This window comes from Achromobacter sp. D10 (assembly GCF_035282245.1).
Taxonomy (GTDB): Bacteria; Pseudomonadota; Gammaproteobacteria; order Burkholderiales; family Burkholderiaceae_B; genus Achromobacter; species Achromobacter insolitus.
In genome coordinates this window covers 138,670-159,053 of sequence record NZ_JAYJLE010000004.1, presented here as the reverse complement: position 1 = coordinate 159,053, position 20,384 = coordinate 138,670, and the positions used below count along the sequence as shown (strand labels likewise).

General features: G+C 67.0%; 17 protein-coding genes. 11 read left to right on the top strand and 6 right to left on the bottom strand.

Annotation, left to right across the window (positions count from 1 at the left end):
• Positions 1 to 23: 23 nt before the first annotated feature.
• Positions 24 to 998, top strand: a complete 975-nt coding sequence (locus VCS63_RS13080) for a tripartite tricarboxylate transporter substrate binding protein (RefSeq protein ID WP_323879972.1) — start codon at positions 24 to 26, stop codon at positions 996 to 998.
• Positions 999 to 1,030: 32 nt separating this feature from the next.
• On the opposite strand, the gene VCS63_RS13075 is transcribed toward VCS63_RS13080, so the two are convergent.
• Positions 1,031 to 1,948 (bottom strand): LysR family transcriptional regulator, encoded by a 918-nt coding sequence (locus VCS63_RS13075; protein ID WP_076813202.1) that lies wholly within the window; start codon positions 1,946 to 1,948, stop codon positions 1,031 to 1,033.
• A gap of 113 nt (positions 1,949 to 2,061) precedes the next feature.
• Here VCS63_RS13075 and VCS63_RS13070 point away from each other — a divergent pair, with 113 nt between their 5' ends.
• Together VCS63_RS13070 and VCS63_RS13065 are read left to right on the top strand one after the other, a co-directional pair.
• Positions 2,062 to 3,501, top strand: a complete 1,440-nt coding sequence (locus tag VCS63_RS13070) for a M20 family metallopeptidase (protein ID WP_323879970.1) — start codon at positions 2,062 to 2,064, stop codon at positions 3,499 to 3,501.
• Entirely contained in the window at positions 3,498 to 4,478 is a 981-nt protein-coding gene (locus tag VCS63_RS13065) for a Bug family tripartite tricarboxylate transporter substrate binding protein (RefSeq protein WP_063640772.1), read from the top strand. Before VCS63_RS13070 ends, VCS63_RS13065 begins: the two co-directional genes overlap by 4 nt.
• Before the next feature lie 23 nt (positions 4,479 to 4,501).
• Here the strand turns inward: VCS63_RS13065 and VCS63_RS13060 are convergent, their stop codons facing one another.
• The 3 genes from VCS63_RS13060 to VCS63_RS13050 all read right to left on the bottom strand — a co-directional run bounded on the left by VCS63_RS13060 (position 4,502) and on the right by VCS63_RS13050 (position 8,226).
• The gene (locus VCS63_RS13060) at positions 4,502 to 5,020 is read right to left on the bottom strand and encodes a YSC84-related protein (protein WP_275300893.1); all 519 of its coding nucleotides are present in this window, start codon (positions 5,018 to 5,020) and stop codon (positions 4,502 to 4,504) included.
• Positions 5,021 to 5,208: 188 nt separating this feature from the next.
• The gene (locus VCS63_RS13055; RefSeq protein WP_323879969.1) at positions 5,209 to 7,602 is read right to left on the bottom strand and encodes a catalase; all 2,394 of its coding nucleotides are present in this window, start codon (positions 7,600 to 7,602) and stop codon (positions 5,209 to 5,211) included.
• A gap of 9 nt (positions 7,603 to 7,611) precedes the next feature.
• A complete protein-coding gene (locus VCS63_RS13050) occupies positions 7,612 to 8,226 on the bottom strand; it encodes a ferritin-like domain-containing protein (RefSeq protein WP_063640775.1) in 615 nt (204 codons plus the stop codon).
• 288 nt (positions 8,227 to 8,514) lie between these two features.
• Between VCS63_RS13050 and VCS63_RS13045 the strand changes: the two genes are divergently transcribed.
• The 8 genes from VCS63_RS13045 (at position 8,515) to VCS63_RS13010 (ending at position 18,162) form a co-directional block, all read left to right on the top strand.
• On the top strand, positions 8,515 to 10,122 hold the full coding sequence (locus VCS63_RS13045) for a PepSY-associated TM helix domain-containing protein (RefSeq protein WP_323879967.1): 1,608 nt from the start codon (positions 8,515 to 8,517) through the stop codon (positions 10,120 to 10,122).
• Positions 10,119 to 10,469 (top strand): DUF3325 domain-containing protein, encoded by a 351-nt coding sequence (locus VCS63_RS13040; protein WP_042793406.1) that lies wholly within the window; start codon positions 10,119 to 10,121, stop codon positions 10,467 to 10,469. Before VCS63_RS13045 ends, VCS63_RS13040 begins: the two co-directional genes overlap by 4 nt.
• A 111-nt stretch (positions 10,470 to 10,580) precedes the next feature.
• On the top strand, positions 10,581 to 12,575 hold the full coding sequence (locus VCS63_RS13035; protein ID WP_164795009.1) for a ribonucleoside triphosphate reductase: 1,995 nt from the start codon (positions 10,581 to 10,583) through the stop codon (positions 12,573 to 12,575).
• A gap of 69 nt (positions 12,576 to 12,644) precedes the next feature.
• Positions 12,645 to 12,827, top strand: a complete 183-nt coding sequence (nrdD, locus tag VCS63_RS13030) for an anaerobic ribonucleoside-triphosphate reductase (protein WP_042793405.1) — start codon at positions 12,645 to 12,647, stop codon at positions 12,825 to 12,827.
• Entirely contained in the window at positions 12,793 to 13,605 is an 813-nt protein-coding gene (locus tag VCS63_RS13025; RefSeq protein ID WP_323879965.1) for an anaerobic ribonucleoside-triphosphate reductase activating protein, read from the top strand. Before nrdD ends, VCS63_RS13025 begins: the two co-directional genes overlap by 35 nt.
• 103 nt (positions 13,606 to 13,708) lie before the next feature.
• Entirely contained in the window at positions 13,709 to 14,866 is a 1,158-nt protein-coding gene (locus tag VCS63_RS13020; protein ID WP_042793403.1) for an NAD(P)H-dependent flavin oxidoreductase, read from the top strand.
• A gap of 90 nt (positions 14,867 to 14,956) precedes the next feature.
• The gene (locus tag VCS63_RS13015; RefSeq protein ID WP_063959690.1) at positions 14,957 to 15,607 is read left to right on the top strand and encodes a TetR/AcrR family transcriptional regulator; all 651 of its coding nucleotides are present in this window, start codon (positions 14,957 to 14,959) and stop codon (positions 15,605 to 15,607) included.
• Positions 15,604 to 18,162, top strand: a complete 2,559-nt coding sequence (locus tag VCS63_RS13010; protein ID WP_323879962.1) for a PEP/pyruvate-binding domain-containing protein — start codon at positions 15,604 to 15,606, stop codon at positions 18,160 to 18,162. Before VCS63_RS13015 ends, VCS63_RS13010 begins: the two co-directional genes overlap by 4 nt.
• Here VCS63_RS13010 and VCS63_RS13005 read toward each other — a convergent pair.
• Together VCS63_RS13005 and VCS63_RS13000 are read right to left on the bottom strand one after the other, a co-directional pair.
• Entirely contained in the window at positions 18,159 to 19,631 is a 1,473-nt protein-coding gene (locus VCS63_RS13005) for a HAMP domain-containing sensor histidine kinase (RefSeq protein WP_323879960.1), read from the bottom strand. The genes VCS63_RS13010 and VCS63_RS13005 overlap by 4 nt on opposite strands.
• The gene (locus VCS63_RS13000; protein WP_042793401.1) at positions 19,628 to 20,356 is read right to left on the bottom strand and encodes a response regulator transcription factor; all 729 of its coding nucleotides are present in this window, start codon (positions 20,354 to 20,356) and stop codon (positions 19,628 to 19,630) included. Before VCS63_RS13000 ends, VCS63_RS13005 begins: the two co-directional genes overlap by 4 nt.
• Positions 20,357 to 20,384 lie beyond the last annotated feature (28 nt).

Here is a 20,384-nt window from a genome sequence, read left to right as displayed (position 1 = left end):
CATCCATGGATAGTGGAGGAGACATGAAGAAAACCCTCTGGAGCATGGCGCTGACCGGCGCCCTGGCCTGCGCCGCGGCACAGGCCCAATCCGACAAATACCCCGAACGGCCGGTGCGCATTGTGCTGCCGTACTCGGTCGGCAGCGGCCCCGACGCGGTCGCCCGCATGCTGGGCGAACAGCTCACCTCGGCATGGAAGCAGCCGCTCATTGTGGAGAACAAGCCCGGCGCCAATGGCTGGCTGGCAATCGGCGAGGTCAAGCGCGCCACGCCCGATGGCTACTCGCTGGCCGTCGTGGACAACACCCACATGACGCTGCAACCGCAGCTCTACCGCAACCTTCCCTTCGACCCCGTAGCCGACTTTGTGCCCGTGGCGCCGATCTACACCACGCATTTCTTCATGGTGGTGTCGGCCTCTTCCCCATGGAACAGCGTTACCGATCTGATCGCAGCGGCCAAGTCCCAACCCGGCAAGCTGACCTACGGCACCTGGGGCATGGGCAGCGTGGCGCACGTGGGCACGTCCATGTTCCAGACCGCCACGCAGACCAGCATGACGCATGTCCCGTTCAAGGACCTGGCCCAGCTCTATACCGCGGTAGCGAACGGCGAAGTGGACTGGGCCTTCGGCACGGCCGCCACGGTCCAGAATCTGTACCAGGCCAAACGGGTCAAGCTGCTGGCGCTGGCCGCGCCATCGCGCCTGGGCTCGTATTCGGACGTACCGACGGTCAGCGAAGCCGGCGGCCCCAAGGATTTCGAGCTCAAGACCTGGGTCGCCGCGTTCGCGCCCAAGGGCACGCCGGAGCCCGTGATCAAGCGCATCAACGCCGCCATTTCCCAGGCCGTGGTCGCCCCTGCTGTGCGCAAGCGCTTCGACACCTATGGCTTTGATGCCTGGCCGGAGGACTCGGCCGCGTTGGCGCAGGCCCGCGACGCGGACGCTGCGCGCTTTGCGGCTGTGGTCAAGCAGGCCAATATCTCGCTGGATTGACGCCAGCCCCCGGGGCCGCCTGCCGCGGCCCCCTAGGCCTCTGCCTCCGGCGCCTTGGGCGTGGCCGTCAGCCGGCGCGCCATGAACTCCAGGAACTCCCTGGCCAGCGCTGGCAGGGTCCGGCCCTGCAGGGTCAGGACCTGGATACTGCGCTGCCGCATCTCCGGATTGCTGAACGGCACCGCGACCAGGGCCTCTCCGTCCCGCTGCCCCAATAGCGTCAGGTAGCCCGACAGCGCCACGATGTCGCTGCCCGGCAGCATGGGCAGGAAGGCCGCGGAATGGTTGGACACATACGCGGGCTCGATATGCAGTCCCGCATTGGCGCAAGCGGCGTCGAACAACTGCCGCACCGTAGTGCCGTGGTCGCCCAAGGACAGCGGCACTTTCGTCAGGTCGCGCATGCTGAGGCTGCGCCGGCCGGCCAGCGGATGATGCCGGCACATGACCGCGTACACCGGGGCGCGCACCAGCAGTTCGGTCTTGAGACGGTCGTCCTGCGCGGTGGTGTAGCGCAGCGCCAGCTGCGACAGCCCTTCCAGGATCTGGCGGCTGACCTCTTCGGGCCGCTCCACGTGCAAATGGAAGCGGGCTTCAGGCCGGACCTGCTTGAATTCGGCCATGCACATGGGCAGGAAGCGATGCGCAAAGCCCTCGGTGCAGGCCAGCCGTATGGTGACGTCGCCCAGGTGGCTGCGCTGGCGGATCTCCGTCGTGACGCGCTCGGCCTCAAGCGCCGCCGCATTGGCGTAGGCAGCCAACTGGCGGCCTGCCTCGCTCAATTCCATGCCGCGCGCCTGACGCTCGAACAGCGCAATGCCCAGTCCGTCCTCTAGCTTGGCGATCTGTCGGCTGATGGCCGATGCCGCCACATGCTGCTCTGCGGCCGCGCCGGCAATGGAACCGCAGCGCGCAACTTCCAGGAAGTATCTCAAGCCCAATGAAATCATGACCGCCCCCTTGATCCATGCCTTTATAGCAACGAAATAATGCTAATTATCTAATTGTGGCATGTGGTGAAGCGTAATAACTTTGTGCCTCCCTCAGCATCGCAGGCGCCGACGTGACACGCGAACAAGCCCTACTCCAAGCCGTTCAAGCCTATGACAATGGCGACTTGCGCGCCGCGCTGGCCCGCCGCGTCGCCTACGCGACGGAAAGCGAGGTGCCGGACCAGGCCCCGGCCCAGCATGCCTATTTGAACGAAGAACTGGCGCCCCGGCTCAAGGAGCTGGGCTTTGCCTGTGAGGTGCATTCCAACCCTTCCGGCGCCGACCTGCCGATCCTGGTTGCGCGCCGCATCGAACAGGCTGGCCTGCCAACTGTGCTGATGTATGGGCACGGCGACGTGGTGCGCGGCAACGCTTCCAAATGGGAAGCGGGCCGCGATCCCTGGCGCCTGCAGGTCGAGGGCGACCGCTGGTACGGGCGCGGCACGGCGGACAATAAGGGCCAGCACAGCATCAACCTGGAAGCCTTGCGCCAGGTCATCGCCGCGCGCGGCGGCGCGCTGGGCTTCAACACGATCTGGCTGATCGAGACAGGCGAGGAAGCCGGGTCTCCCGGGCTGGCCGCCTTCTGCGAGGCGCAGCGCGACGCGCTGGCGGCTGACGTCTTCATCGCCAGCGACGGTCCGCGCCTGAGCGCGCAGCGCCCGACCCTTTTCATGGGTTCGCGCGGCGCCGTGAACTTCGAACTGAAACTGAAGGCGCGCGAACGAGGCTATCACTCGGGCAACTGGGGCGGCCTGCTCGCCAACCCGGCCATCGTGCTGGCACACGCGATCGCCTCGATGGTCGACGCGCGCGGCCGGATCACCGTGCCCGGCCTGCGTCCGCCCCCCATCCCCGCCGCGGTGGCCGCAGCGCTGGCCGACCTGGAAGTGGGCGGCGGCGAGGACGATCCGGATATCAACGCCTGGTGGGGCGAGCCTGGCCTGAGCGCGCCGGAAAAAGTGTTCGGCTGGAACAGCCTGGACGTCCTGACCTTCGGCGCCGGTGATCCGGCCAAGCCGGTCAACGCCATACCGCCCGAGGCGGTGGCCTGGTGCCAGCTGCGTTTCGTGGTCGGCACGGACTGGCAGGCGCTGCAGACGCACGTGCGGGAACACCTGCGCGCCGCGGGCTTCGAGGACATCCAGGTACGCATCGGCATGCAGGCCGGCGCCACCCGCCTCTCGCCCGACAATCCTTGGGTGCGCTGGGCCGCCGCATCGCTGGAACGCAGTACCGGCAAGCGCCCGGCGTTGCTGCCGAATCTGGGCGGATCCCTGCCCAATGACATCTTCGCCGACCAGCTCGGCCTGCCCACGCTGTGGGTGCCGCATTCCTATCCCGCCTGCGCGCAGCACGCTCCGAACGAACACCTGCTGGGCAGCGTCGCACGCGAGGGGCTGGCCATCATGGCCGGCCTGTTCTGGGACCTGGGCGACCAGGGCGGCGCCCTGCGCCAGGCGGCCGCCAGCCCGTCTTCCAACTTCACCCGAACGGGATCTCCGTCATGACCGTCAAATTCCGCGCCGCCCTGGCGGCCGCAAGCCTTGCCGCGCTCGCGCATTCGGGCGCCGTCCACGCCGCCTATCCCGAACAAGCGATCAAGATCGTCGTCCCCTTCACGCCTGGCGGCGCAACCGACGCCGTGGCGCGTCTGCTGGCCAACAAGCTGTCCGGCAAGTTCGGCCAGCCAGTCATCGTGGAGAACCGCCCTGGCGCATCCACCGTGATCGGCGCGGAAACGGCGGCGCGCGCGCAACCTGACGGCTACACCTTGATGCTGTCGGGCAGCACGACCTACACCGTGCTTCCGGCGCTCAAGCCCGGCCTGCCCTACGACCCGCAAAAGAGCTATGAACACATCGCCATCGTCGCCATGGCGCCCGTGGTGTTGCTGGCCAAGAACGGCCTTGCGGCCGGCACCGTGCAGGAAGCGGCCGCGCTGGCCCGGCAGCAAAGCGCCAAGGGCGGCCTGATGTACGGCACCTTCGGCCCTGGATCCGCGCCGCACCTGGCGGGCGAGATGTACGCCGAGGCCGCGGGCGCCAAGATGTTGCCGGTACCCTACAAGGGCAGCGCGCAGTTGGTCACGGCCATGATAGGCGGCGAGGTCGACCTGGGCGTGGACACGGTGTCTTCCGCCGCGCCACAGGTCCGCGCCGGCAAGATCCGGGCGCTGGCCGTGACGGGGGAACGCCGCATGCCGCAACTGCCCGACGTGCCAACCTTCGCGGAAGCCGGCATGGCGGACGTTTCCTTCGTGGGCTGGTACGCGCTGGTAGCGCCAGCGCGCACGCCGGCCCCGGTAGTGGACACCCTGAGCCGCGCCGTCGCGGAAATCATGGAAGATACGCAGGTGCGCAAAGCGGTGGCGGACCTGGCGCTGGATCCCGTCTATTTGCCCGGGCCGGCGTTCAGGGCGCAGATCACGAAGGAACTGCGCACCTTTTCCGAAGTGGCCGCCCGCGCCGGCATCACGCTGGACTAGCCGCGGCGGGCTGGCGCCTGGCTTCAGTCCGGTTGGGTACGGGTGATCTTGGACCCTTCCAGGCCCATGCCCGCCATCAGCCCCTGCCCCCCGAATGGCACGGCGTACACGTCCTGGCTCAGGGTGGTGGTGGTAATGCTGGCGGCATAGCTGTCGTCCACCACGACCAGGCTGGGGCCGGCGCCGAGCGACCAGCCGTCGCTCTGGTCGAGGTACCGCATCGCCGGCTCGTTCATGAAGAACAGCGCATAGCTGAACTCCTGCGCGCCGGCCTGAAGACCGAAGGATACGGCCGATATGTTGTAGTAGGCCTGGACCTTGCCGCCTCGGATGAGCGCGCCGTCGCCGGTTTCCGCGCCGACCAGCAGCCCCCCCTTCAGGATGCGGGGGAACACCAGCACACCCACCGCCTTGTTGCCGATTACGCGCGTCTTGGGCTCCTGCTGGTACAGGCGATCCAGCGCACCCTGCGCTTGCCGCCTGAGCTCGGCCGCGGACTCCGCCCTGGCCTGCGGCGCCAGGAGGAAACAGGCTACCCACAAAAAAAGGCTGGCCCAAAGCCAGCCGCGGATATTCCTAGGCAAAACGGACGCGCGACGCATACAGCCCCCTGATCTCGAAAGGAAAAGGACGGCAAGCGCCCGACGCGCTCGCCCCGACTTGCCGGATCAGTATTGGCAGGCGCAAGTACCTTGTCAAGATGCATACGCCCCCTGCCATCGTCGCGTCTTCAGACCCTGGGCGGCATGGTCTCCCTTTCCGGATGGCGATGCCGGGCCAAGGCTTCGACCAAGTCGGGCACGCTCTTGGCCGCAGCCGCGGCATCCACCCGCAGCAACCCGCCGTCGACCAGCTCGGGCGCCAGACCCGCGGCAGTAAACACTGCCTCGCCATCGCCGATGCCCATCAAGGTCTTGCCATGACGGAACGCGTCGCGCAGGAATTCCAGCGCGCGCCCGTCCGACGCCAGCCGTTCCATGGCGGCTGCGCCTCCCGGCACTACCGCCCCATCGAACAGCGCGGACGGATGATTGTCCAGCGAGGCGTCGGCATCCAGCATGCCGCCCCCTTCGGCCTGGACGGGCCCAATCCGCTGCCCCACCAACCGCACGACAGCGCCCGCCGCGATCAGCCCATCGGCCACGGCGGACACGGCTTTGCCATCCGCCCCTTCGGCCACCAGGATGGCGATCTTGCGCGTCGCGATGCCGCCGTCCCCGGGACGAGCTTCGAGCGACAACGCGGGCGAGGTTTCGATTTCGGGAGCGGGCGGATTCTCGGTCGCGCGCGGCAAGGGGTCCGGCAGGGCCATCCCCAGTTGGTCCGCTACCGCCTGCGCCAGTTCGTCGGAAACATTGCGCAAGGACGCGACCATGCGCTGGCGGATGGCGGGCACCGTCACTTTGCTCAGCTCGAAGGCGAAGGCCGCGGCGATGTGGCGTTGTTCCCAATCCGCCTGGCTGTCATAGAACAGCGTCGCCTGGTTGTAGTGCTCGGCGAATTTCTCGGGATGTCCGCGCAGTTCGTCGCCCGTCTCCGGCTCCGGAAAGGACACGAAGCCGTCCATACCCGCCTGAAACGGACAGCCACCGGCCAACGAATTGGGCTCGTACGCCACCCGCCCGCGATGTATGGCCTGGCGGTGCATGCCGTCGCGCTGATTGTTGTGCACGGGCGCGAGCGGCGCGTTGATCGGAATTTCGTGAAAGTTCGGGCCGCCCAGCCTTGAAATCTGCGTGTCCACATAGGAATGGATGCGCCCGGCCAGCAAAGGATCGTTCGTGAAGTCCAGACCGGGCACAATGTGGGCGGCGCAGAACGCAACTTGCTCGGTTTCCGCGAAGAAATTGTCCGGATTGCGGTCCAGCACCATCCGCCCCACCGGCACCACGGGCACCAGTTCCTCGGGCACGATCTTGGTCGCGTCCAGCACGTCGAAGCTGAAGCCCTGAGCTTGCTCGTCCGTGAATACCTGCACGCCCAGTTCCCACTGCGGACCATTGCCGCTGTCGATGGCTTCCCAAAGATCGCGCCGATGGAAGTCCGGATCCGCGCCCGAGACCTTGACGGCCTCATCCCACACCTGCGAGTGCGTGCCCAGCACGGGATTCCAATGGAACTTCACCAGCCGCGACTCGCCTGCGGCGTTGACGAAGCGGAACGTGTGCACGCCGAAGCCCTGCATCATCCGATAGCTGCGGGGAATGGCGCGGTCGGACATCAGCCACATCAGCATGTGGGTGGATTCCGGCATCAATGACACGAAATCCCAGAAAGTATCGTGCGCGGACGCGGCCTGCGGCATGCCGTGGTGCGGCTCGGGCTTGACGGCGTGGACCAGGTCCGGAAACTTCATGGCATCCTGGATGAAAAACACCGGCATATTGTTGCCTACCAGATCCCAATTGCCCTCGTCCGTGTAGAACTTCACGGCAAAGCCGCGCACATCCCGCGCCGTGTCCTTGGAACCGCGTTCGCCCGCCACTGTGGAAAAGCGCACGAACACCGGCGTGCGCTTGCCCGCCTGCGCGAAGGGCGCGGCGGCGGTCAGGTCGGTCAAGGGTTTGTAGCATTCGAAGTAGCCATGGGCGGCCGAGCCGCGCGCGTGCACGATGCGCTCCGGAATCCGCTCATGGTCAAAATGCGTGATCTTCTCGCGCAGGATGAAATCCTTGAGCAGCGCCGGGCCGCGCAGGCCCGCCTTCAGCGAATGCTGGTTATCGCTGACGCGCACCCCCTGGTTGGTGGTCAGCATCTGCCCGCTCGAATCCGCCCGCACACGCTCCAGCCGTCCGTCGGCGGCGTTGACACCCGCCTCGGCGGCCGCGCCAGTCTTGTCCGATACTTCGCGTTCCGACAAAGAGCTCGCGGTCGCGGACGGATCGGCCGCCGCCGCATGGGCGCCGGCATAGGGGCAGCGCGCCCCGTCTTCGCCGTATTCCGCGGGCTTGCCCGCATTATGGGGAAATCCCGCGGCCGTGGCGCCCACCGCCGCGGCCCGCTTGAGCGCCGGATGGCTGGGTTTGCCCGCGGGCCCGGAGGCCGGCCCGCTGTCCGTATTCATATAGGCAGTGTCCACGGCCGCGCCCGCGCCGCTCTTGCCTGCTGGTTTTTTGCCTGGCATCGAAATCTCCTAATGGCTCAGCATCTTGCCGCGCGCCTGCTCGGCGCGCGATGCACCGATAGCTGTCTCAACCTGCTTGACCTCCTCGGGCGGCGGCAGCACCGCGGGAAATCCCAACGACTGGATCCACAATTCGCGTGACCAGCCCTGCGTGTGATAAAGATGGTGGTCTTCGTCCTTGGCCACGGCGTCGTAGGCCTGCTTGAGCACCTTTGCCTCATCGCCGCTGTGCTGCTCGGCAATCATGCCGATCAGGGACCAGTTCGCGTGGTCCTTGGTTTCGGCCAGCACCACGCATTCCGTGGCTACGAGTTGCGCGGCGTCCGGGTCGCCGGCGTTGATGGCCATCTTCATGGCCTTGACCAGCGACTCGCCGATGTGGCGCACCACCTGGCGGCCGGGCGGCTGGGCCTGGGCGTCCAAACCCAGTTGCTCGAACACGGTCAGCAGCACCCGGCGATGCGTCCGCGTTTCTTCCAGATACTCGAGCCATTCCTTCTTCAGGTCCGCGTTCACCGCACACGAAACAGCGGTTTCGTACACGGCCAGGCCACCGATCTCGGTTTCCAGGGCCTGGTAAAGCAGTTCCTCGATTTGCGAGGTGTTTCCGGCTTTTCGTTTCATTGGGCGCTCCTTTGTGGGATGACATCGCCGCATGCCGGCGGCGGGCATGCAGAACGGATCGCCTGTCAGCAATCGCCGTGCCCGCCTGCAACGCGTCGTGGGTGACCCGCGCGCACGACCGCGCCACGCCCCGCCCCGCCGGCGCAAAAAGTACAAAGGCATCGGCATCGCCAACCTTGTCCCCGATTAGATTAGAATCGGAACTATTCTCAATAAAATCAGAGCGCCCGGTCCGCGGCGACTCCAACAAGAAAGAGGCTCCCCCTGAAATCCGGTTTCCGCCTATCCATGGCCTGGCTCCATACCTGGGTCGGCCTATGGTTTTCCTGGCTGCTGTTCGCCGTCTTCCTGACGGGATCGCTGGCCGTCTTCTCCGAACCCATCACGCACTGGATGACGCCCGAGCACCACGAGGCAGAGGCCCGGGCCGCGCAAACGGAAGGCCTCCCGGTGGACCGGGCGCGCCGGCTCGAACTGGCGGTGGATTACATGGCGCGCAATCACGCGGGCGCGGGCATGTGGGAAATCTGGCCGGTCAACCGGTTCCACGACAACGGGTTGACGGCCTATTGGTTCGATAAGAACGGCCAGTACGCCGACGCCGACCTCGACCCGGAAACGGGCGCCGAACTGGCGGAGCATCACGAGGCGGAAGGCCGCGCCACGCATGGCGGCAGTCATTTCGTCGACTTCCACTACACCTTGCACGACGCCGGCCTGGGCCTGTGGATCGTGGCCTTCGCCAGCATGGCGATGCTGGTCGCGCTGATTTCCGGCGTGGTCACGCACAAGCGCATCTTCAAGGACTTTTTCACCTTCCGCGCCAAGAAGGGCCAACGTTCCTGGCTGGACGCGCACAATGCGGTGGCGGTGCTGACTCTGCCCTTCCAGTTCATGATCGCCTACACCGGCATTGTGATATCCAGCGCTCAGCTCATGCCTGCCCCTGTCACGGCGACCTACGGGGCCGGCCCGCAGGCCACCCGCCAGTACCTGGCCGAACTGTCTGGCGAAGAACAGCCCGCGCGCACCGGCGTGGCGCTTCCCATGCCGGCGCTGGAGCCCATCGTGGCCCGTGGCGAACAGCTGATCGGACAGACGGCGCGCGCCATCGTCATCAACAACCCCGAAGACAGTTCCATGCGCATCGGCGTCTACGGTTGGAACGAAGACGCCGACACCTTCCGCAACATCAGCGCCACCACGGGCATGGCCGAGTTCTCGGCCAGCGGCGAATTGCTGCGCCTGCGCCCCGCGGGCGACGTGAATGGCGGCGCGCCCGCGCTCGCGTTCCAGGTCATGAGCGATCTGCACATGTCCAGGTTCGGCGGGCTGGCCGTCAGCTGGCTCTACTTCATCTGCGGCATGGCCGGCGCAGCCATGATGGGCACCGGCGCGCTGCTGTTCATGGTCAAGCGCCGCGCCAGGCATGGCGGCGAATTCGGCAGCGCGACCGCGCGCATGTACCGGCTGATCGAAGGCTTGAATGTGGCCGCGCTGGCGGGACTGGCCATCGCCTGCATCAGCTATCTCTGGGCCAACCGTCTGCTGCCCGTGGCCCTGGAAAACCGCGCGCTGTGGGAGCTGCGCTGCTTCTTCCTGGTGTGGGCGCTGGCGTTGGCGCACGCCTGGCTGTGCAAGCCGCGCCAGGCCTGGATCTCGCAGCTTGCCTTGCTATCGGCGCTGTGCCTGCTGCTGCCGGTGTTGTCGCTCGTCACATTGGGCGATCATCCGGTGGCGCAGATCGCGCGCGGCGACTGGGAAAGCGCGGGCGTCGAACTGACGTCCGTCGCATTCGGCGTACTATCGGGGTGGGCGGCCCTGCTGTTGTGGCGACGGCCCGCATCCGCGCCCATCCGGCGCAATCCCCGCAGCGACGCAGAGGCAGCCGCATGAACACCAACGACCTGTATGCGATTTCCATGGCGCTGCTGCTGACCTATTCCGGCATGGCCTGCCTGAGTCTGGCCATGCCGCGCCATTACGACCAGGTCTGGGGACGCGATCCCTCCGCCGGCCATACCCGCGTGTTGCGCGGCGCTGGCGTGCTGTTGCTGGCGCTGGCCCTGCTGCCCTGCGTGGGACTGTGGGGCAATACGGTGGGCGTGGTGGCCTGGCTGGGCTGGCTTTCGGCAGGCGCCCTGCTCTGGGTCGGCATGCTGTCCTGGGCGCCTCGCCCGGCAGCCAGAACCGCCGCGCTGGCGGTGGCGATATCCCTGGCCGGGGTTGGCATCGGCTTCTGAACGGCGCGTTTGACGCGCATCAAGCAAGGCTGACATCCCTGCGGTGGGGAGCACATTCCGCACCATATGTGGTGGTAGAGTTTTCACACCCTACTACATATGGTGTCAGTCATGCATATCCAGCACATTCTCAAGCGCGACGGCCGCGTCGTGGCGTTCGACCGCGAGAAGATCGCCCAGGCCATGGCGGCAGCAGGCCAGAGCACCGGGGAACTGGATCTCGCGGGTGCTCAGGCGCTGACCGACGGCGTCATCGCCGCGCTGGCGGAAAACCCCTGCCCCGGTGTCGAGACCATCCAGAACCGCGTGGAGGAAGCCTTGGTCCAGGCAGGCCATTGGCGCACCGCGCGGGCCTATATCGTGCACCGCGAACAACACGCCCGCCTGCGCTCGCTGCGCCACACGCTGGTGGACGTGGAAAGCGCCATGGAGGAATACCTGGACCAGCGCGACTGGCGCGTCAACGCCAACGCCAACCAGGGCTACAGTCTGGGCGGCCTGATCCTGAACGTGGCGGGCAAGGTCACCGCCAACTACTGGCTGTCCAATGTATTCGCGCCCGAGGCGGGCCGCGCCCACCGCGAGGGCGACATCCACATCCACGACCTGGACATGCTGAGCGGTTACTGCGCTGGCTGGTCGCTGCGCCAGTTGCTGACCGAAGGCTTCAACGGCATCCCCGGCAAGGTGGAAGCCACGCCGCCGCGCCACATGTCGGCGGCCATCGGCCAGATCGTCAATTTCCTGGGCACGCTGCAGAACGAGTGGGCAGGAGCGCAGGCCTTCAGTTCCTTCGACACCTACATGGCGCCCTTCATCCGCCGCGACGCCATGACGTATGCGGAGGTGAAGCAGTCCATGCAGGAACTCATCTACAACCTCAACGTGCCCAGCCGCTGGGGCACGCAGACACCCTTCACCAATCTTACGTTCGACTGGACCTGCCCGCCGGACCTGAAGGACCAGATTCCGTACATCGGCGGCGAGGAAATGCCGTTTTCATACGGCGAGCTGCAGACCGAGATGGACATGATCAACCGCGCCTACATCGAGGTCATGATGGCCGGGGACGCCAAGGGCCGTGTGTTCACCTTCCCCATCCCCACCTACAACATCACGCCCGACTTCGACTGGGACCACCCCAACACCGAGCGCCTGTTCGAGATGACGGCACGCTATGGACTGCCCTATTTCCAGAACTTCCTGAATTCAGACCTGGAACCGCACATGGTGCGTTCGATGTGCTGCCGCTTGCAACTGGACCTGCGCGAACTGCTCAAGCGCGGCAATGGCCTGTTCGGGTCGGCCGAGCAGACGGGGTCCGTCGGCGTGGTCACGGTCAACTGCGCGCGCCTGGGCTATACCTGCCGCGGCGACGAAGAGCAGCTGATGCGGCGGCTGGACCATCTGCTGGAACTGGGCCGCGACGTGCTGGAGACCAAGCGCAAGGTGGTGCAGCGCTACATTGACCAGGGCCTCTATCCCTATACCCGCCGCTACCTCGGCACCCTGCGCAATCATTTCAGCACGCTGGGCGTAAACGGCATCAACGAGATGATCCGCAACTTCACGGACGATGCCGAGGACATCACCACCGCGGCAGGCCATGCCCTGGCCGTGCGCCTGTTGGACCGCGTGCGTGTCCGCATGACCGAATTCCAGGAGCAAACGGGCCATCTGTACAACCTGGAGGCCACGCCCGCCGAAGGCACCACCTATCGTTTCGCCCGCGAAGACCGCAAGCGCTATCCCGCCATTCTTCAGGCTGGCAGCGACGCGCAGCCCTACTACACGAACTCCAGCCAGCTTCCGGTAGGCCATACCGACGATCCCTTCCATGCGCTGGAACTGCAGGAGACGCTGCAAGGCAAGTACACCGGCGGCACCGTGCTGCACCTGTACATGAACGAAGCCGTGTCGTCCGCCGGCGCGTGCAAGCAACTGGTGCGCCGGGCTCTGTCCAATTTCCGGCTGCCCTACATCACGGTCACGCCGACGTTCTCCATCTGCCCCAACCACGGCTATCTGGCGGGGCACCACGAGTTCTGCCCGAAATGCGATGCCGAGCTGCTGGCCAGGCAATCGGCGTGCTGCACCCCGGCCTGAGGCCAGTCAACGACAGGCCTCAGACTGAACCGCCGGGCAGCAGCCCGGCATCCACAACGAGGAACCGCTATGCAAACCTTGATCGCTCCCGAAGTCACGACCGCTCCCGCCCCGCGGCTGGACGACAGCCAGCGCGTGCGCTGCGAGATCTGGACCCGCGTCATGGGCTACCACCGCCCCGTCGCTTCCTTCAACACCGGCAAACAGGGCGAATTCAATGAACGCCGTTTCTTCGTCGAACGCCGCGCCTGAAGACGGCACGCCGGCCGCCGCGTCCGCCACGGGCCTCGGCCCGGGCACGCGGCGGCTGACGGCGCGGCCGGCTTATCCTGCCCCGCCGCAACCGGTGGCCCAAGCCCTGCCGCGGCATTCACCCGCGGTCGGCGGACTGGTGCCTTTTTCCACGGTGGACTGGCCCGGCCAACTGGCCGCGGTGGTTTTCATCGCGGGCTGCCCCTGGCGCTGCCACTACTGCCACAACGTCGAACTGCAGACCCGCGCCGCCCGCTACGACTGGCGCGAAACGCGCGCCTTCCTGGAAACGCGCAAGGGCCTGCTCGATGCCATCGTATTCTCGGGCGGCGAACCCTTGAGCGAACCGCGCCTGCCGCAAATGATCCGCGACGTCAGGCGCATGGGTTACCGGGTCGGTCTGCATACCGCGGGCATTTATCCGCTACGCCTGGCCGACGTGCTGCGCCATCTGGATTGGGTCGGCCTGGACATCAAGGCGGATGCCGAAGGCTATGACGACATCACCGGCCGGCGCGACTCCCAGCGCCCAGCGCATGCCTGCCTGGCGCAACTCTTGTCGGCCGGGATTGACTTCGAGTGCCGCATCACCTGGCATCCCGACTGGCTGGACGAAACGCGGCTGCTGGCGCTCGCGCGCGAACTCGCCCGCCATGGCGTGCGCCGCTTTGCCGTGCAGGGCGCGCGCCGTTCGCCCGACGCGCCGCCTGTACGCGCGCTTGGCGCGCCTGCCCTGGCACTGCTGATGCAATGGTTCGAAGAGTTCGCCTACCGCTGAGCGAGGTTCTGTCTCCGAGGTTCTGTCTCGCTTGATCCTGCGCAAGGCAACCCCCTCCCCCTTGCTCTAGCCTCTGTCCACTTGAAAAGAGGAAAGACTCATCATGACGTGGTTCAAATCACTCACCCTCGCCGGACGCGAATTGCTGCCCATCGTTCAGGGCGGCATGGGCGTCGGCGTATCCGCCCATCGCCTGGCCGGCGCGGTCGCCAGCCAGAACGCCATGGGCACCATCGCCAGTGTGGATTTGCGCCACCACCACCCCGATCTGCTGGAAAAAACCGAACGCTGCCATGACCGCGACCTGATCGACAGTGCCAACCAGGTCGCTCTCGACCGCGAAGTCCGCGCCGCGCTGGAAACGGCGCAAGGCCGCGGCCTGGTGGCCGTGAACGTCATGAAAGCAGTGCGCGACCATCCCGCCCTGGTACGCCAGGCCTGCGAAAGCGGCGCCCAGGCCATCGTCATGGGCGCGGGCCTGCCGCTGGACCTGCCCGAGATGACGGCCGACTACCCAAAGGTGGCGCTGGTGCCCATTCTGTCCGAGGCGCGCGGCGTGGCCGTGGTGCTGAAAAAGTGGATGAAGAAGGGCCGCATGGCCGACGCCGTCGTGATCGAACATCCAGGCTACGCCGGCGGCCACCTTGGTGCGGCGCGGCTGGACGACATCCACAGCGAGCGCTTCGACTTTCAGCGCGTGCTGGCCGATTGCCACACCCTCTTCCAGGAACTGGCGCTGGGCGCCGACGCGCCGCGCCTGATCGTGGCCGGCGGCGTAGGCAGCCACGAACAAGTGCGCCATTGGCTGGCCAATGGCGCCGACGGCGTGCAAGTAGGCACGGCCTTTGCGGTCACCAACGAAGGCGACGCCCATGAGAACTTCAAGCGGGTGCTGATCGACGCAGATCCGGACAAGCTGGCCGAATTCACCAGCGTGGCGGGTCTGCCCGCCCGTGCCGTGCAGACGCCTTGGCTGACCCGCTATCTGCGCCAGGAAAAAACCTTGCAAGCCAACACCCGCTGCGACGCCCGGCGCTGCAGCCAACGCATGGACTGCCTGACGCAATGCGGTCTGCGCGATGGCCTCTCGCGCTTTGGACAGTTCTGCATCGACCTGAAGCTTGCGGCCGCGATGCGCGGTGAAGTCAGCCGCGGCCTGTTCTTCCGCGGCGCCTCGAAGCTGCCCTTTGGCAATGCCATGCGCTCGGTGCGCGAACTGATGGACTACCTGCTGCACGGGAAGATGCCCGCCGCCGCCTGAGCACGACAGGCGGTTCTAGCCCTTGGAGAGGGTCTTTCCAAATAATTAAACGACGTCTATTATTAGACATCGTTCAATTATTTGATCGCCATGGATTCTTCACCCTCCCTCCAATCCGAGTCCGCGACGCCCGAAACCGGACGCCGCGAACGCAAACGCCAGCAGACCCTGGATCACCTGGCGCAAACCGCCTGGCGCCTGTTCGAAACCCTGGGGTATGACGTCGTCACCATGGAACAGATCGCCGCGCAGGCGGACGTATCCAAGGGGACGCTCTACAACCACTTTCCCGTCAAGGAAGCCCTGCTTGCCCACCGCTTCCATGGCGAGCTGGCCGCCAGCATCCACGATCTGCAGCCAGCGCTGCAAAGCCTGCCTACACTCGCGCGCCGCCTGACGCGAATACTGCATGCGTCGGCCCATTGGTCTGAATCTCACCGCGCATATCTGGGTCCCTATCTGCGCTACCGGCTGACCACGCTGCAGCCCGGCGCGCACGACGACGGCCGCTATCCGCGCAGCGGCATGCAAACGCTGTTCACCGCCCTGATCGCGGACGCGCAGGCCGCGGGCCAGGCGCGAACGGACCTGGCGGCCGATCAACTGGCCCATCAGCTGCAGTTCCTGTACTTGGGCGCGATGCTGCGCTGGCTGGATCTGCCACGCGCCAGTCTCAAGGCGGAATTCGACGCTGCCGTCAGCCTCTTCGTGCACGGCGTGGACCCTGGAGCCGCGGCATGAACGCCGCCGTGCTGGACTGGGCCGCCGCAGCCCAGGCGGGTCCCCAGGCCGCGGGCGGCAAGGGCTGGCAGCTGGGCCGCATGGCGCAGCTGGGCGTGCCGGTGCCCGACGGCTTCGTGCTGCCCGCCCAATTCAGTCTCGCTCGTGAACCGGGCCAGCCCTTGCCGCCCGCCGCCGCCCAGGCCCTGCGCGACGAACTGGCCGCGCGCGGCTGGCTCGAACGGCCGCTGGCCTTGCGTTCATCCGCGCCCCAGGAAGACTCCGCGGGCGCGTCGTTCGCGGGGATCCATCTTTCCTGCCTGAACGTGCGCGGCGCGGATGCCGCGATCGACGCCGCCCGCCAGATCTGGGATTCTCAATGGACGCCGCAGGCCTGCGCCTACCGGGAAAAGCTGGGGTTGGAAGCCGCTGGCATGGCGGTAGTCATCATGCCTCTGCTCGATGCGGTCGCATCCGGTATCGCCTTCACCATCGACCCCGTCTCGGGACGACATGACGAGATGGTCATTCATGCCAACTGGGGACTGGGCGAATCGCTCGTCGGCGGCGAAGCGCAAGGCGATGAGTATCGCCTGCGCGAAGACTACCTGCGCCAGGCGTGGCCGCTGGTCGAGCAGCGCATCGGCGCCAAGCGCCACGCCAGTCAGCCTGCCGGCGATTCAGGCACGCTGCTCGCCCCCACGCCGGCCGCGCGGGCGGCCCAGCCCGTATTGACCGGCGCCCAGGCCGAAGCCCTGGGCGACATCGTGCGCGACGCGGCGCGAGCGCTGGACTATGCCGGCGGCGGCCATGACGTCGAATGGGTCTGGGACGGACGGCGCTTCTGGATCGTGCAGGCCCGGCCCGTCACCGTGGCGGCGCGCTACACCTATCCCGCGCTGCGCACCCAGCCAGCCTACTGGTCACGCGGCAATACCCGCGAAGTCCTGCCCCAGGCCATGTCGGCGCTGGAATGGGACACGGGCCGCGTCATGGCGCAGCGCATGCTGACCACCGGCTTCGAACTCAGCGGCTACTCCACCCTGCCCGGCGTGCAACTGGCGGCTTTGTTCCAGGGCCGGGTGTACCTGGATGCCTCCGTCATCCAATGGGTGGGCTACGACGCGCTGGGCGTATCGCCATCCGCCATGAATGCCCTGCTGGGCGGTCCCCAACCCGAGATCGCGGTGCCGCCCAAGACGTTTCCGCAACGCCTGCGGCATGGTTTGCGCATCCTGCGCTACCTGCGGCGCGCGGCCCCCTTGCGCAAGCGGGCGGAGCGCGATCTGCCACGGCTGTTCGCTCGCGCCCAGGCTTGGCTGGACGCAACCCCGCCCGCATCCAACGCCGAGCTGGGCGCCCGTTTGCGGGAACAGTTCCACACGGTGCTGGCAGCGGACGAACTGTTCTTCCTGCAAGGTTCGGGCGGCGGCGCGTTGCATAAGCTGCTTGAGCTGGTGGAGAAAGCCTGCCCGGGCGAAGGCCATGCGCTCACGGCAGCGCTGATGGCTGGCGGCACGCCCAGCGTAACCGCGGCGCAAAGCTACGCTTTGATGGCGCTGGCCGGGCTTGCCGCCGCCGACGCGCGGGTACTGGACTGGTTGCGCGATCCAGGACGCGACAGCGCCGCCTGGCAGAGCGCCTTGCCACAAGACAGTCCGTTCAAGCCAGCCTTTGCGGACTTTCTGCGCCACTATGGTCACCGCGCCGTTTATGAAACCTATCTGCGCAATGCACGCTGGCGCGAGGATCCTGGCTATCTGCTGGACACCGTGCTTCAGTTGACGGACACCGATCTTGCCGCGCTGCGCGTCCGGCAGGACAGCGCAGCCAGCCAGGCCGCGCGGCGCCTGCGCAAGGCATTGCCATTCTGGCAGCGCCCGCTGGTCGCCCGGCTGCTCGCGGCTGCCCGCCTCGAAGGCACGCAACGCGAGGCCGCGCGCAGCGTGCTGGTGGCCTACCTGGCCGCGGCGCGCAAGAGCGCCCTGGCCCTGGGCCGGCGCTACACACGGCCGGACGGGTTGGCTGCCGCCGACGACATCTTCCATCTGACTGCCGCAGAACTCTTCGCGCTGGCCGACGGCAAGCTGGCGCCCGCCGCTGCGGGCCGGCGCGCCACCCTGCGCCGCGCGCAGCTGGAGTCCTGGGCTGCAACCCCGGACCAGGACGTGATCGCCGAATACGCCGAAAGCAGCGCAGCCGCGCCGGCGTCCCCAGTCTCTGCCCACGCCGGCGCCGCCGAAACCTGGCGCGGCACGCCCGCAGCAGGTGGCCATGCACGGGCAAGCGCCTTTGTTGCCCGCACGCCGTCCGAGGGCTTGGCCATGCCGGCGGGCGGCATCCTCGTCACCGCATCCACCGACCCGGCCTGGACACCGCTGTTCCTGCGCGCCGGCGCCCTGGTCATGGAGGCAGGCGGCTACCTGTCGCATGGCGCCATCGTGGCGCGCGAATTCGGCATTCCGGCCGTCGTCAATGTGCAGGGCGTCATGCGGCAGATCGCGACGGGCGATGTCCTGGACGTGGAGGCGTCCCGCGGCCTGGTGCGGCGGCTAGCGCGCGCATCCGACGCCTAGCGCGCCGCTGTCAGGTCGAACTGAAAGACGGCGCCCGACCCGGCGCGATCCACCAGCCTGATCTCGCTATGGTGCAGCTGCAAAATGCGCTGCACGATCACCAGCCCCAGGCCCCCGCCATCGCCCGGCCCCCGTTTCAAGGCGCTGGCCCGCGTGAACAAACCGGCGCGCAGCGCCTGCGGTATCCCCTCCCCGGTATCGCTGACCTGCACCTGCACGAGATTCTGCGCGGTGCCCAAACGCAGTTCGATCAGGCCGCCGGGCGGACTGTGGCGTATGGCGTTATCCAGCAGGTTGGTCAGCACGCGCTCGATCAGGCCCAGGTCCGCGCGCACGGGCGGCAGTTCCTGCGGGATGTCGGTGGTCAAGCGCTGCTGGCGCGCCTCGGCCGCCAGTTCGAACTTCTGGATCACGTCCTGGACCAGTTCCGGCAGCGAGAAGGTTTCGGGCTCCAGCCGCACCAGGCCGGACTCCAGCCGCGCCAGTTCGAAGAGTTCCTGCGCCAGGCGGCCCACCTTGCGGCTTTGCGCCAGCGCGATGTCCAGGTAGCGGCGGCGCTCCCCGGCGTCCAGCGTTTCATCCTTCAGCCTCAGGGTTTCCAGATAGCCATGCAGGGAGGTCAACGGGGTGCGCAGGTCGTGCGAGATGTTGGCGACCAGGTCGCGCCGCTGCTGGTCCTGCCGGGTCAGTTCGCGCCACTGGTCCGATATGCGCTTGCCCATCTGCACGAAGCTGCGCCGCAGCACCGCGATTTCGTCTCCATTGCGGTCCGAGGCGTCGCCGGGGCGCTCCAACGCGGCCAGGGCCTGCCCATCGTCGCCGTCGAAGGCACGCACGGCCCGCGTCAGGCCGCGCAGCGGGCGCGTGATCAGCGCAAAGGCCGCCAGCCCCGCCACCAGCCCCAGCAGCGCTACCAGCGCGATGGACCACAGGGTCGTGCGCAAGACGGAACTGCGCGACACCGCCATCGCCAGCGCGTCATGCGCCTGTCCTTGCAAAACCACGTAAACGTAGCCCTTTTCCTGCCCGCCCACGCGCACCGGCGCCGCGCTGAACACCTTCTGCGCGTCCAGGCTGCGCGGATCGTCGCCCGCGATAGGCAGCATCTCGCCCGCCAGCAGACGCTTGACGGGCCCCAGGTCGACGCGATCCCGCTTGATCTGGCCAGGCGGCGCGGCGTCGCCCACGATGCGGCCGTCGTTCGACAGCAGGTAGACCTCCACCGCCGGGTTCACGGCCATCAGCATGTCAAACAGCGAACGCACCGCATCGGGCTTCCAGCCCTTGGTGTCCATCAGTTCGTTGGCGCCGGCGATATGCTGGGCCAGCCCGCTGGACAGACGCTGGACCACTTCCTGCTCGTAGCGGGAATTGGCGGCGATCTGCAGCCAGGCCGAAGCGCCGCAGCAGGCCAGCAGCAGCAAGGCGAACACGGCCGACAGCCGCTGGGTAAGCGTGAACCGCTTCATGATGCGCCTCCTGGGGCGCCAGGCGTTGCAGCGAATTTATAGCCTTTGCCCCACACTGTCAGGATGCGCCGCGGATCGGACGGGTCCGTCTCGATCTTGGTGCGCAGGCGGTTGATGTGCGTGTTGACCGTGTGTTCATAGCCTTCGTGCTGGTAGCCCCATACGTGGTTCAGCAGATCCATGCGCGAAAAAACCTTGTCCGGATGCCGGGCAAAGAAGTGCAGCAGGTCGAACTCGCGCGGCGTCAGGTCCAACCTGCGGCCGTCGACCTCGGCCGTGCGGGCCACCGGGTCAATGGACACGCCGTGCAGGGCCAGGCTGCCGGCGTCGATCCGCGCATTGCGTTCCAGCGCCTCGCTGCGGCGCAAAAGCGCCCGCACCCGCGCCACGAGCTCCAACATGGAGAACGGCTTGGCAAGGTAGTCGTCCGCGCCCAGCTCCAGCCCCAGGATGCGGTGCACCTCGCTGGATCGCGCGCTGGTGATGATGATGGGCGTATAGCGCGCCATGGCGCGTGCGCGCTTGCAGATCTCAAGGCCGTCGACGCCCGGCAGCATCAGGTCCAGCACCAGCGCGTCCCAGCTGCCTTCCTCCAGCCGCCGCATGCCTTCGTTGCCGTCCGCGGCATGCTCGACGGCATAGCCTTCGTCCCGCAGGTGCAAACGCAGCAATTCCGCGATGTGGGCGTCGTCTTCGACGATGAGTACGCGTCGTGGCGTGTCCATGGGAGGGAAACTCTATAGAGGGGCGATG